At 44.0% G+C, this 12,976-nt stretch carries 9 protein-coding genes and 2 pseudogenes; 9 read left to right on the top strand and 2 right to left on the bottom strand.

Features of this window, described 5'->3' with window-relative positions; translation table 11 throughout:
* Positions 1 to 209: 209 nt before the first annotated feature.
* The gene (gene uspA / locus E6P06_RS26210) at positions 210 to 647 is read right to left on the bottom strand and encodes a universal stress protein UspA (protein ID WP_003023368.1); all 438 of its coding nucleotides are present in this window, start codon (positions 645 to 647) and stop codon (positions 210 to 212) included.
* A 392-nt stretch (positions 648 to 1,039) separates the two neighbouring features.
* On the opposite strand from uspA, the gene uspB reads away from it, so the two are divergent.
* Positions 1,040 to 1,375: a universal stress protein UspB gene (gene uspB / locus E6P06_RS26205; RefSeq protein ID WP_003023371.1), complete on the top strand. Its 336-nt coding sequence runs from the start codon at positions 1,040 to 1,042 to the stop codon at positions 1,373 to 1,375.
* 64 nt (positions 1,376 to 1,439) lie between these two features.
* Here uspB and pitA read toward each other — a convergent pair whose 3' ends face one another.
* Positions 1,440 to 2,939 (bottom strand): inorganic phosphate transporter PitA, encoded by a 1,500-nt coding sequence (gene pitA / locus E6P06_RS26200; RefSeq protein WP_003023373.1) that lies wholly within the window; start codon positions 2,937 to 2,939, stop codon positions 1,440 to 1,442.
* A 229-nt stretch (positions 2,940 to 3,168) separates the two neighbouring features.
* On the opposite strand from pitA, the gene E6P06_RS26195 reads away from it, so the two are divergent.
* From E6P06_RS26195 to E6P06_RS26160, 8 genes and pseudogenes are all read left to right on the top strand, one after another.
* Positions 3,169 to 4,401 (top strand): NAD(P)/FAD-dependent oxidoreductase, encoded by a 1,233-nt coding sequence (locus E6P06_RS26195; protein WP_139935841.1) that lies wholly within the window; start codon positions 3,169 to 3,171, stop codon positions 4,399 to 4,401.
* Between the two features lie 114 nt (positions 4,402 to 4,515).
* A pseudogene (locus E6P06_RS26190) lies at positions 4,516 to 4,917 on the top strand (transposase); the annotation flags it as partial.
* A 92-nt stretch (positions 4,918 to 5,009) separates the two neighbouring features.
* Positions 5,010 to 6,217, top strand: a protein-coding gene (locus tag E6P06_RS26185) for an IS3 family transposase (protein ID WP_089617520.1) whose coding sequence is annotated in 2 segments (ribosomal slippage) — positions 5,010 to 5,331 and positions 5,331 to 6,217 — 1,209 coding nt in all. Because the reading frame shifts where the segments join, the coding sequence is not laid out codon by codon here.
* 38 nt (positions 6,218 to 6,255) lie between these two features.
* Positions 6,256 to 6,708 (top strand): annotated as a pseudogene (locus tag E6P06_RS26180) (transposase); the annotation flags it as partial.
* Positions 6,695 to 8,818, top strand: a complete 2,124-nt coding sequence (locus E6P06_RS26175) for a transposase (protein ID WP_000351437.1) — start codon at positions 6,695 to 6,697, stop codon at positions 8,816 to 8,818. The pseudogene E6P06_RS26180 and the gene E6P06_RS26175, both read left to right, overlap by 14 nt.
* Positions 8,818 to 10,266 carry an ATP-binding protein gene (locus E6P06_RS26170; RefSeq protein WP_001049180.1) on the top strand — a complete coding sequence of 483 codons (1,449 nt, stop codon included), beginning with the start codon at positions 8,818 to 8,820 and terminating at the stop codon, positions 10,264 to 10,266. The genes E6P06_RS26175 and E6P06_RS26170 overlap by 1 nt, the downstream gene beginning before the upstream one ends.
* A 40-nt stretch (positions 10,267 to 10,306) precedes the next feature.
* Positions 10,307 to 11,863, top strand: coding sequence for a TnsD family Tn7-like transposition protein (locus tag E6P06_RS26165; RefSeq protein WP_001324699.1), 1,557 nt, complete (start codon positions 10,307 to 10,309; stop codon positions 11,861 to 11,863).
* Positions 11,864 to 11,874: 11 nt separating this feature from the next.
* Positions 11,875 to 12,801, top strand: a complete 927-nt coding sequence (locus E6P06_RS26160; RefSeq protein WP_000262423.1) for a hypothetical protein — start codon at positions 11,875 to 11,877, stop codon at positions 12,799 to 12,801.
* Positions 12,802 to 12,976: the final 175 nt, after the last annotated feature.

The raw sequence follows: 12,976 nt of genomic DNA, 5'->3' as shown, positions 1-12,976 counted from the left end.
TTGTTATAGACTGCGGTTATTGGCCGCAGGCTTAGAGTATTATAGAGATAGTTTTCGATCCAATTAGTTGATCACACTAATTATGATTTATTTGTTGGATTGATGTACTAATTGTGTCTGAATGATAAAAACAAAAACGCCCGCAAAGGCGGGCGTTTACAGGCTTAACGACTTGTAGCGCGTCGGGTTATCTCCCGACGGCCAGCGTTTTATGCTTCTTCGTCGTCACGCAGCGGAACAATCAACATGTCGACGTGGACAGTGTTGATCAGTTGGCGCGCGGAGGACATTAGCTTGCTCCAGAAATCCTGGTGGTGACCACAAACGACCAGATCCATGTCGTATTTTTTGATGGCATCAACCAGAACCTGACCCAGGTCGCCGCTACCGCTCAGGGTTTCGGTGATAGGGTAGCCTGCGTTGGTGGAAAGCTCGGTTAGCGCGTGGTGGGTTTCTTCAGAAATGCGTTTCTGCATGTCGCCCAGATTCACGTCGATAAGCCCGGTGTACAGGTCGGAATAGTTTACGTCAACGTGGATAAGGGAGACTTTAGCATTGTAAGGCCGCGCCATAGAGACCGCTTTTTCAACCAGAACTTTGCTTTCCGGAGAAAGATCAACCGCGATAAGAATGTGTTTATAAGCCATAGTGTTACTCCTTCCATAAGTTGTCGATGACTAGCCTGCTGGCGTTTACCTGCCGCCGCGTCATCCGCATCCTGCGAACCTTGCGCGCGGGGCTAGCCCAGTCGTAAAAACGTACCATATAAGGACTATCCTTACATTATAGCGACCAGGATAATCCGTCAATCCGCCTTGCTTGCCAAGCAGTTAAACAAATTTTTTAGTTAATTGCATTGATAGCGATTAACCTTCTGGCAAAAAAATTAACTAATCTCCTACACTATCTAGAGAGGCGTTCGGATGCGTGATACTAATACGAACGGTTCGGCTGTACTCTTCACTGAATGGTTTGGCAGGGTATCGGGGAGCGGTAGTCCCGGAAAGGAGTTCCGTGGGCGGGTCGCCGGGGAGGAGGTATGATAAGCACCATTGCATTGTTCTGGGCTTTATGTGTCGTTTGCATTGTTAATATGGCGCGCTATTTTTCTTCGTTACGCGCACTGTTAGTGGTACTTCGTGGTTGCGATCCATTGCTTTACCAGTATGTAGATGGTGGGGGCTTTTTTACCTCGCATGGGCAACCGAACAAGCAGATGCGTCTGGTGTGGTATATCTACGCTCAGCGTTACCGCGATCATCATGATGATGAGTTTATTCGCCGCTGTGAGCGGGTTCGCGGTCAGTTCATCCTCACCAGCGCGCTATGTGGCCTGGTGCTAATCAGCATGGTTGCGCTGATTATCTGGCACTGATGCCAACGACAGATACAAAAAAAGCGGGTCAGAAAACTGACCCGCTTTTTTACCGTGCATTCGCTTAGATAAGCTTCAGAGAGAGCCAGTAAAGCCCGCCGGAAAGAAGAATTGCGGCTGGCAGGGTGAAGACCCAGGCCATCAGAATGCTGGTCACCGTTTTACGCTGTAAACCGCCGCCATCAACAACCATCGTCCCCGCAACGGAAGAAGAGAGAACGTGGGTGGTGGAAACGGGCATACCGGTGTAACTGGCGAGACCGATAGAGACTGCGGCAGTCATCTGTGCCGACATCCCCTGGGCATAGGTCATGCCTTTCTTACCGATTTTCTCACCAATGGTGGTGGCTACGCGACGCCAGCCGATCATGGTACCAATGCCCAGCGCCAGTGCGACGGCCATAATGATCCAGATAGGCGCATACTCAATGGTGCTCAGCATGTCAGCTTTCAGTTTTTTCAGCAGACGCTGATCGTCAGTGCTTACGCCAGGCAGCTTAACCACTTTATCGGTGGTATCAGAGATGCAGAGCATAATGCGACGCAGCTGACCACGCTGTTCGACGCTTAACTTGTCGTAGGTTTCCAGGTTCGCCAGCATACCTTTCGCACGTTCCAGCGCGTTGATGGTATTCGCCGGGTGGCAATGGAACTCTGTCGTCGTCGCTGGTGCCGCGTCCGTCGGGGACGGAATCAACTGGTCTACGCCTGTAGCCTGTTTAAGCAGGTCAGGACGCTGCTGGAAGAAGACTTCGACGTTATTGATGGCATCACGGGTACGGGTAATCTCGTAACCGGAAGCATTCATATTCACCACGAAGCCCGCAGGCGCTACGCCAATCAGCACCAGCATCACCAGACCAATGCCTTTCTGCCCGTCGTTAGCGCCATGAGAGAACGCCACGCCGATAGCGGAGAGGATCAGTGCAATACGCGTCCAGAACGGCGGCTTTTTCTTACCGTCTTTCTTTTCACGTTCTGCTGGCGTCAGGTGGATACGGGCACGTTTTTTCGTACCGCTCCAGTAGCGACGCAGAATGAAAATAAGACCACCTGCAACCACCAGACCAACAATTGGCGAGATGATAAGCGAGGCAAAAATACCGATAACTTTCGGAATGTTAAGTGCATCTACCACAGAAGTGCCGGTCATCAGCGCATTGGTTAAACCAATACCGATAATGGCGCCAATTAGCGTGTGGGAGCTGGATGCAGGCAAACCAAAGTACCAGGTACCCAGGTTCCAGATAATTGCCGCCAGCAGCATGGAGAACACCATGGCGAGGCCATGTGACGATCCCATATTGAGCAGCAGATCCGTTGGCAGCATATGCACGATGGCATACGCCACGCTGAGACCGCCCAGCAAAACACCAAAGAAGTTGAACACCGCAGCCATGACCACCGCCAATTGCGAACGCATTGCACGGGTATAGATCACGGTTGCGACAGCATTGGCTGTATCATGGAAGCCGTTAATCGCTTCGTAGAACAGCACAAAAGCCAGAGCAAGCAATAGTAAAAGCCCGGTATGTAAATCCAGGCCAGCAAACAAATGTAGCATAGGACGTTACGCCATTTTGAGGACATGAACGCGGCGCATTATCAGTGACTTTGGCGGCGCGGGCAAAGTGAAATATAGAGTTTTTTTGATTTGTCTCCTGCTTTGTTTTACACCACTAAAGAATTATCCTATATATTTCAGTTAAATACCCTTTATCGGTAGTTTGGTGCTGGTGCGACCACTGAGGAATCTTTACAATTCACACCCGCTTTTTAGAGAGGATCGCAACGTGGAAAGGTTTGATACCGTTATTATAGGCGCTGGCGCAGCGGGTATGTTTTGTGCCGCGCAGGCAGGACAAGCAGGTAGTCGCGTACTGCTGATTGATAATGGTAAAAAGCCGGGGCGTAAGATTCTCATGTCTGGCGGGGGACGCTGCAACTTTACCAATCTTTATGTCGAGCCTGCCGCCTATTTGAGCCAAAACCCCCATTTTTGCAAATCGGCGCTGGCGCGTTACACGCAGTGGGATTTTATCGACCTGGTGGGCAAACACGGTATTGCCTGGCACGAAAAAACGTTGGGTCAGCTGTTCTGCGATGATTCCGCACAGCAAATTGTCGATATGCTGGTGGCCGAGTGTGAAAAAGGTAACGTAACTATGCGGTTACGTAGCGAAGTCCTGAGCGTCGAGCGAGAGGGTGATGATTTCATTCTCGAATTGAACGGGATGACCGTGGGCACGAAAAAGCTGGTTATTGCCTCTGGTGGTCTCTCTATGCCGGGGCTGGGCGCTACGCCGTTTGGTTATAAAATTGCCGAACAGTTCGGTCTGAACGTATTGCCAACGCGCGCAGGACTGGTGCCCTTTACGTTGCATAAGCCACTGCTGGAGCAGCTTCAGGTGCTCTCTGGCGTGTCGGTCTCCTCTGTTATCACCGCCGAGGACGGCACCGTTTTTCGTGAAAATCTGCTCTTTACGCACCGCGGGCTTTCTGGTCCGGCCGTACTGCAGATTTCCAGTTTTTGGCAGCCAGGCGAATTTGTCAGCATTAATTTGTTGCCGGATGTTGACCTTGCGAGCTTCCTCGATGACCAACGCAGCGCCCACCCTAATCAGAGCTTAAAGAATACGCTTGCTATGCAGTTGCCAAAACGGCTGGTGGAATGTTTACAGCAGTTAGGGCAAATCCCGGACGTCTCGCTGAAACAGCTTAACGTGCGCGATCAACAAACGCTGGTTGAGACGCTGACCGATTGGCGGGTGCAGCCGAACGGTACAGAAGGGTATCGTACCGCTGAAGTCACGCTGGGCGGCGTTGATACCAATGAGCTTTCATCGCGCACGATGGAAGCACGTAAAGTGCCGGGACTCTATTTTATCGGCGAAGTTATGGACGTTACCGGCTGGTTGGGAGGCTATAACTTCCAGTGGGCATGGTCGAGTGCCTGGGCGTGCGCGCAAGATTTAGCGCCAGTGTCCGAGGACAATAAAGTTGTACACAAAGCACTAAAGTTGTAACCATTCTCAAAAAACGACGCTAATGTTGTATACTTACTGAATGTGTGGTTATAGGGTTGGAGACTATAAAATGCACATATAGGTACGTATCAATGTCGTTTTTAGGGTACGATCATGGCTAGGGGTAGGCGTCTCAAATCCTATTTGGATTATGAAAATGCGCTAGGTGACGGCATAGGAGTGGGCTATGGCCAAAGTTATCAGCCCTGGCTTAGAGCTCAGGACGTTAAATCCCGTGGAAACCGTTCGATAGTCTTTGGCCTTAAGACGTTTCGAAACCATCATCTCCTTTCTTCTGTCGAAAGTAACTTTTTCTATCTGGCTGAGTTTAATGACTCGGTGATTGATATCCGGGAACAATTCCCACTCTTTCCTCTCCGGCTTACCCAACAAATAGCAAATCATCTACATTTTCAACATCCTATGGTGAGGGGAGTAAGAGGAGTACCTGTCGAAGTTCTGAATGTTATGACAACCGATTTTTTACTGACCTTGAGAACTCCTGAAGGCGGACTTCTGATGTAGCCCCCTGAAACACCGGACAGTAGCTGTATCTCCAGATAAGAGATAGGCTTGAATATATGTCTAACACTAACGCCAATTTTGAGATGACCGGGATCCTGTTAGGGCAAGAAGTCCGTAAACGTAAAACTCCTCAGGAGAAGATCGCCATTATCCAGCAGACGATGGAGCCGGGTATGAATGTCTCCCATGTCGCCCGCCTGCATGGTATCCAGCCCAGCCTGCTGTTTAAGTGGAAGAAGCAATATCAGGAAGGCAGCCTCACCGCCGTTGCGGCTGGAGAGGAAGTCGTTCCTGCTTCTGAGCTTACTGCTGCTCTGAAGCAGGTCCGGGAGCTTCAGCGCCTTCTGGGCAAGAAAACGATGGAAGTTGAGATCCTGAAAGAAGCCGTGGAGTACGGTCAGTCGCGAAAATGGATAGCGCACGCGCCCTTGTTGCCAAAGGACGGGGAATAGCCATGGTCAGCCGGACCATGGGCGTGTCGCGTGCGCAACTGTCACTGCGGATTAACCGTTCTGCCGACTGGCAGGACAGGCGCTGTAACCGGCGTAATGAAGAAGCAGACGCAGAAATACTGTCGGCTATCCTCAACATTATCAGCGATATGCCGAGTTATGGTTATCGACGCGTGTGGGGCATCCTGCGCAAGCAACGTCGCACAGAGGGACAGCCACCTGTGAATGCCAAACGGCTTTACAGGATAATGAGCGAGCATAACCTGTTGTTGTTGCATCACAAACCAGAGCGACCGAAGCGTGAACATAAGGGCAAGATAGCGGTGGCAGAAAGCGATATGCGCTGGTGTTCAGATGGCTTCGAGTTCGGCTGCGACAACGGCGAAAAACTGCGGGTAACGTTCGCGCTGGACTGCTGCGACCGTGAGGCCATAGACTGGGCAGCAAGCACGGGAGGCTATGACAGTTCGACCGTGCAGGATGTGATGCTGAGGTCGGTGGAAAAGCGCTTCGGCGACAGGTTGCCCGACACAGCGGTGCAGTGGCTGACGGATAACGGTTCAGCGTATACCGCGTATGAAACGCGGAGGTTCGCGAGAGAGCTGAATCTGGAGCCCTGCACAACAGCGGTGAGCAGCCCGCAGAGTAATGGCATGGCCGAACGGTTCGTGAAAACGATGAAAGAAGACTATATCGCGTTCATGCCAAAACCGGATGTGAGAACAGCACTGCGAAACCTTGCAGTAGCGTTCACGCATTACAATGAAAACCACCCGCACAGCGCGCTGGGATATCACTCCCCGAGGGAATACCGGCGGCAGCGGACATCGTTAACTTAAGATACAAAAGCTGTTCGGAGATGGAGGGTCAAGATCATGAAGGCGGACTTCGATACAAAGCTATAGCAGTAAAACATAACGAGAGCATACCTGAACGCGAAGCCCAAAAACTTGAAATAGAGAGGATGTTTTGGCAGTTGATTGATGTTGAGTTTCAAATTTATGTTGGCTCGGAACTCAATAACGTCGTCGGTAAAAACATTTGCTGGGCTACTTCTGTATTAAGAGATGGTTCTGAATTTTATGATAAATATCCTCTTGATAAAATCCTATGGAAGCTTAAACCAGATGTTTATCCCATAGTAGGACTACGTGCAATGATTTCATCAATCTTTGGGGTAGATGCACAAGAAGCGATGATGTTATTGCAGGCAATGATTGGATTAAAAATGATAAATGTTGATTTATCATATCCAATACTCGAAACCGGTCTGATAAAGATAATTTCCAATGACCACTATATAGGACTGAACGCAAATGGATATTATTAGGAATTCAGTCTGGCTCTCTCAAGGCACTGATTTGCTTGCAGAGGGACTTTACCGTGTTTTGGATTTTGACAGAAAGGTCGATTTGTTAATTTTGTTTAAAATAAAATCAGAAAGAACGGGTAAGCCAATCCCTTTCTCATTTTCAATGTTTAAATATTATATTGAATCAAATAGCATAACTTGTAAAGATTATATATATCCTTCATATATGTTAGTAGATGAGAAAGAATTAACAGATAAAGACAGAGGAAGGCGAGATGAAAATTACAATATCATTAAAGATCTTGTAGATGACAGAATGTTTCTGTTCGACTATGCATTACATAAAAAGTCGCACCTTTTAATGGATTACTCCAGAAATAAAAAAATATCACAATATACTATCAGAACGCTTCTGGCGTTGTATTGGCGACATGGGCAGGATATTTATGCATTGCTACCCGCATTCTCGAACTGTGGCGCCGCTGGGAAAAGTAGAATCAAACATGAAATTAAACTTGGGAATTCCAAAAAAAACAGAGCATTACCTAATGAACGATCACGTGTTTTCATTCTTAATGAAAGAGATATAAATAATATTAGAAAATCTCTCATTACGTATCATTATAAAGTTAACGGAGATACGATAAAGAAAACATTAGAGAGACATATTGATTTGTATTTTAGGGATGAAATTAAAACAGCAAACCTAGAAAATAGAGCTCCATATGTTCCTTCTTTAAAACAATTTTCATACTGGAATAAAAAACTCTTCACTAAAGATTTCTCGATAAATAAGAAGAACACGAAAAAAGAAATAGACCTCAAAATGCGGGCGCTTTTAGGTAGTGTGGCTAATACAACTGTTTTGCCGGGTGATGTTTTCGAAATAGACTCAACTGTCGCTGATGTACATCTTATTTCGAGTTTAAACAGACGAAAAGTCATTGGGCGTCCTACTATTTATACAGTGGTGGATCGTGCAACAAGAATGATTGTTGGCCTTCATGTTTCTTTATACCATGCTTCATGGCGAGCCGCCCGACAAGCGTTAGCAAATTGCTTTATGCCAAAAAAAGAATATTGTAGATTATTTGGAATCTCTATTACTGATGATGATTGGCCTTGTTCTCACATTCCATTAACATTGATGTGTGACAACGGGGAGATGATTGGTCTTAAACCTCAGGAAGAGATGACCCCCCTGACAAAACTTGAGTTTGCGCCAGTCGGTAGAGGCGACAGAAAAAGCATTGTTGAACGCTGTTTCGGCATTCTGAATGATGAGGTTATTCATAGGCTTATTGGAACAACACGAAGGGGAAAGATTGTTAAAGGAGAGCCAACACCGCAATCCAGGGCTTGTTTAACGATTCAGGAGGTCACGTCTTTACTGATTCGGGAGATACTTGCACATAATCAGAGAACGTATGAGGAACTGGCTTATATCAATCCCTTACTGATTGAAAATGATCTCGTAATATCACCAAAAAATAGTTGGATGATAAGCTTAAAGCACGGGAGATTCAGCGCAAGAGCCGTTGGGGCCGACGAAGTGATCGCACGATTGTTAATCCCTGTGAACGCTAACATTACCGCCGGTGGGATTCAGTACAATAATCTTTTTTATGAATGTGATCCTGAAATTGCATCAGGTGTCAGAGTATTTGGAAGAACCACTTGTGAAGCAAGAATAGATGACAATTGCGTAGATTATATATATGTAAGATTTGACAAAAATAGCATTTTCAAAAAACATTACCTACTTAAGAAAAGAGATGTATTTAAAGGGAAAGCTCATCTTGATACAGATGTAATGGCTGATTGGGTAGATACTCAAAAAGAAATTAATTTATTTACTCTGGATTCGCTCAGCAATATCAATAATAAAGATGAATTTAACAGGAAAGGTAACGAAAGATTAAATGAAATATACGAATCTCGTCGGGTACATGGTAAAGATATTAAAAAAAACAGGAAAAATGAACTTGATTCATTAGGGCGAACTCATGTTGCTAATGGAAGATCTGAACCCCTACTTCCTTCATCCAGTAATGTTCTGCTTTTGCCTGGCCGGGAGGAGAAACAAAGATGGTTAAAAGGTAAGAAGAAGACTGAGGACGCAGAATAATGAACCTTATACGGCGCGTTTCAGCGATATATAAAGAACAGGAGTTACCTGAGTATCGTGGCAATCCCTTAATTGAAGCACTTCCTGAAGCGCTTACGGAAGATGAAGTACTTCTGGAAATGAGTTATTTCCCCGAAATTGACGAAAAAATCCGCTGGACTGCCCCGGCGAATGTTAGAGAGCAGTATGTCGAACGTATAAAGAAATTCCGTTGCCCTCAAACCAATCTTATCCAGGCTTATAAGATGATCTTACGGGCACTTAGGGAAAGCTATGCAGCTCGTAATCCTTTAAAAAGCGGAACAATTCAATATCTTCATTACTATGGAAATGAGCGTCCTGATATTGAGCCAGAAAGTGGATATTTTAAATCCCAGGCTGAAACTATTACGATAGTTGGAATGAGTGGTTCTGGAAAAACTACCATGATTGAGCAAGTCATGGATCATTTCCCTCAGATTATAGAACACAGCAGCTATAAAGGAGTTTTTCCCGGCTTCAGTAAGCAAATTGTATGGGTAAAGATTAATTGTCCATACAATTCAAGTGTGAGAGACCTTTGTGAAGAGATTTTACAAAAATTAGATGATGCAATTGGTATTGAACGAACTACACCTGAGATTAGAAATGGTGCTCTGGCTCGCCAGATTGCACAAAGAATTAAATCATCATTTTTGGGTATCCTTGTTATTGATGAAATGCAGAGGCTTAAATTTTCAAGAACCGGGGGTGAGAGTAAGTTGATTGATTTTTTACATGAAATTGTAGATTCCATGGGGGTATCTATGGTTTTTTGTGGAAATCATCCTTTTGACGAGACGCTGACAAAGAAAATGAGAATTGCCAGGCGGGCAGAGTCTGGTGGTTACATGAAAATTAAGAATGTTAGATACGATTCACAAGACTGGCAATCGTTTATTCATTATTTATGGCCATTACAATGGACAAATGTTGAAACTCCATTAAATGATGAGTTAAACGAAAAATTATTCATTTTATCTAAAGGCAATATTGGATTGGCTCAGATGATTTATCGGGGGGCACAATTAAAGGTTATCGGTAGCGGCAATGAAATCATCACTGGCGCAGTCTTGTCGGCCTCTGTACCGGTACTCGTGAGTCATACGGAGGAATATAAGGATACTCCACTCCCGGGGGCCGCGACTGAAGATGAGGAAGCTAAATGGCTCTCTGCATCTAATGAGGGTGATGCTTCGGCTAAAATCATGGCAGAGAAGTCCCTAAAGTCTTTGATCCCTGGGGATATAGACAGGCCACAGCACAAGGAATTCGTAGGAAAAATAGACGAGGTTTTGCGCAATTTCGACGAGAAAATACTGTCTCTTGACCACGATCTTGTTATCAACAGAACAGCTGAAAAGAAAAATACCTACGATGCTCTTCAGCGTTGCGGGCTTATAAATATAGATCCACTTAATAAATTGTAATGAGGTAACAGTTCGTAACGGTCAAAGAGAGGTGTGGGAAATGAGAATGTTGCCTGTTTTGCCTGATGAATCCTTGTTCAGCCGGTTTTGTCGGACAACTACCGTGTACGGTATGTCCCCATCTTCTCTGTTAACGATCATTTTCAACAAACCTGATATGAACGTCCATCCAATTCTCAATTCAGGATTAAAGGCTATTTCTCTTCATACATCCGAAAGTGCAGATCAGCTCTGGCATGAACAGACTTTACTCCCTCTTTTTGCCTGGGCACTACCAATCAGTCGTAATGAAATTATGGATTTCAACACGACCCCTGCCAGGCTTAATCGATTGTGCCGCCTTAGTAATTTTTCACTAGGGCAGCGCACACTATTGAAGTTTTGCCCGGTTTGCGCTCGTGAAGATACTTTTCATTATGGTGTTACTTATTGGCATCTGGCGCATCAGCTTCATGGGGTTACAACCTGCCATCGGCATCCGGTAGCGCTTGAAAGCATCCATGTCCCTTCTTCACCGCACATACGTATTGGACTGATGCCTCCTGTTTCGTATACAGAACAACTTAGCAATGAGATAGACTTCGATTTTGCTAAGTTTTGTTATGAGTCCCTAAATATAATCAGAAGAAAAGATATTACACACCCCAATTACATGGATGTACTTAAAAAGTTGAATTTATTATCATTGGATGGAAATTTAAAGAAAAATGTATTCTACGCACATGTTTATGCTAAGTGCCAGTTATTTGGGGAGGGTTCATCGGGACTTATACCAACATCCCTAACTGATTATCATTACTGGGAGCCTATACTCAAAGACAAATGTTGTCAGCATCCCACAAAGCATCTTTTGCTTTGTTATTGTTTGTTAAATACTTGCTGGCCAACGTATGCAGGAAGTCGTACTAATAAAAAGAAAGAAATCTTTAAAAGTCATAAGAAATACAGTTTTCATATAGTTGAAAATAATACTAGTGTTAGCAACCTTGGGAAGGAATTTAGTCGCAGCAGATGTTACATTAAAACACTTATTTATAAAAAATACCTGAGGGCGTTTAAGCGAAACACAAAAATTAATATATTCACTGAATTGCTTATCAAGTCTATGGCTGTAAGGGGGTTTAGTCTGGCATCCATAGCTGAGAAAAACTCATTATCGGAAGGAGCTGTATCCTCTGTAATTTCATCTTGTTACGGTTTATGCTCATGGCGTAAAAAATGTAAAAAAGATTCTTTAAGACGGCGTCATAAGCAGAAAATATTAAGGTTTATACATAATCAATCCGTTTCTATAACACGAAAGTTAGTCAAAGAAAGTTGTTATGCAAGTTTCTATTGGCTAAATAAACATGAATGTGACTGGCTTAATTCCTGTCTTCCTAAAACAATACGATGCTATAAAAATAAAAGAGTAGACTGGAGCGAGAGAGATATTATCTCATCATCATTAATAAATGATGTTTTATCTCAGGGGCAGTACTCGATGTCACTTACAAGTCTAGATGCTTTACTGGGAGGGCATGGCTGGCTTTTGAAATACAGAGATAAACTACCAATGACAATGATACTTCTCAGAAAAATGGAACTAATTAAATAAGAGGGAGTTATATGGTTTACGAAAATGAATTGTGGCACAGTTTTCTTCTGCGTTCACAGATAATGTATAACTTATCCAATTGCAGGAACATAATATCAAAGCATGGCGCACTAAGGTACGATGCCTTTCCTCGTTTCGAACTGATTGATATGTACAAATTGCATAGCTTGCAGGATATATATGACATTCTTGCCACTAGAAATGGTTATATACTAACTTCCAATATAGTGTCGTTATCTTCTGGTGTTTACGGGTATTTTAACGCTGTTGAAGATGCCTGTCGGAAAAATTTTCACATAACTAATTCATATCCATTGGTAAACATCTCAAACATTCGTTACTGTCACAAATGTATTGTTGAAGATATACACTCTAAAGGCATTGGTTATCTGCGTCATAGATGGTTGTTTGAATCTAAATGTGCAGTTCATAGTACCAGTTTATATGAGGTTTGTTTTGATAACTATTTGAATGCAGTGAAAGGACTTAGTGACTTAATTATAAGTGGAATAAATCCTCATGGTTATTGTTCCCTTGTGGTTGACGTTTCAAACCCTTTCAAAAATCCAGTGTATATATTACCATGTGCACGTAATAAAATTTTAAAATGGATTTCGGACAATAAAAATATGCTGATTTACTTTCTCTTTGATCTCTTCAAATGTAAGTCGCATTCAAGTTTATCTAAGGTTATCGAAGTCAAGATAATGCATGATAGATATATTTCTGCGGTGTTCAAGATGTTAAGTGAAGTTAATTTTTGTAATTTCAACTCATTTATTTCTGATATTTTTGAGGACGTAAGTTATGCCTCTATCGGACTTGATGATTATTCTGTTAATGTGCATTTTCTCAGGCTAAGGGCTGCAGATTGTAAATTTTGCCAGTTGAATGGTAAATATTTTTGCTCACTTTACAATGTAAAACTTCTTCGCTAATTTCACTTCATTTATAAAATACTAAGAAAGCTAGTTAGATAAGGTTTTATATTTTGATTGGGGCAGGAATAAATTATCACTCATAGAGTTTCCCTGGGGGTTACCACCTGTGTATGATGCCGGTTAGCAACAACGTCTAAAAGACCTGCGATCACGTGGGTCCCTCTCCAGCAAA

It is taken from the genome of Citrobacter sp. CF971 (genome assembly GCF_006385635.1).
In the GTDB taxonomy this organism is placed as follows: Bacteria; Pseudomonadota; Gammaproteobacteria; order Enterobacterales; family Enterobacteriaceae; genus Citrobacter; species Citrobacter freundii.
Note: the sequence above shows the minus strand (reverse complement) of the source record. Positions and strands in the feature narration are given on the sequence as shown.

Coding starts and splice junctions, on each gene's coding strand:
- E6P06_RS26160 (WP_000262423.1), top strand. CDS start 11,875: ATGGTTTACGAAAATGAATTGTGGCACAGTTTTCTTCTGCGTTCACAG.
- pitA (WP_003023373.1), bottom strand. CDS start 2,939: ATGCTACATTTGTTTGCTGGCCTGGATTTACATACCGGGCTTTTACTA.
- E6P06_RS26175 (WP_000351437.1), top strand. CDS start 6,695: ATGGATATTATTAGGAATTCAGTCTGGCTCTCTCAAGGCACTGATTTG.
- uspB (WP_003023371.1), top strand. CDS start 1,040: ATGATAAGCACCATTGCATTGTTCTGGGCTTTATGTGTCGTTTGCATT.
- E6P06_RS26165 (WP_001324699.1), top strand. CDS start 10,307: ATGAGAATGTTGCCTGTTTTGCCTGATGAATCCTTGTTCAGCCGGTTT.
- E6P06_RS26170 (WP_001049180.1), top strand. CDS start 8,818: ATGAACCTTATACGGCGCGTTTCAGCGATATATAAAGAACAGGAGTTA.
- uspA (WP_003023368.1), bottom strand. CDS start 647: ATGGCTTATAAACACATTCTTATCGCGGTTGATCTTTCTCCGGAAAGC.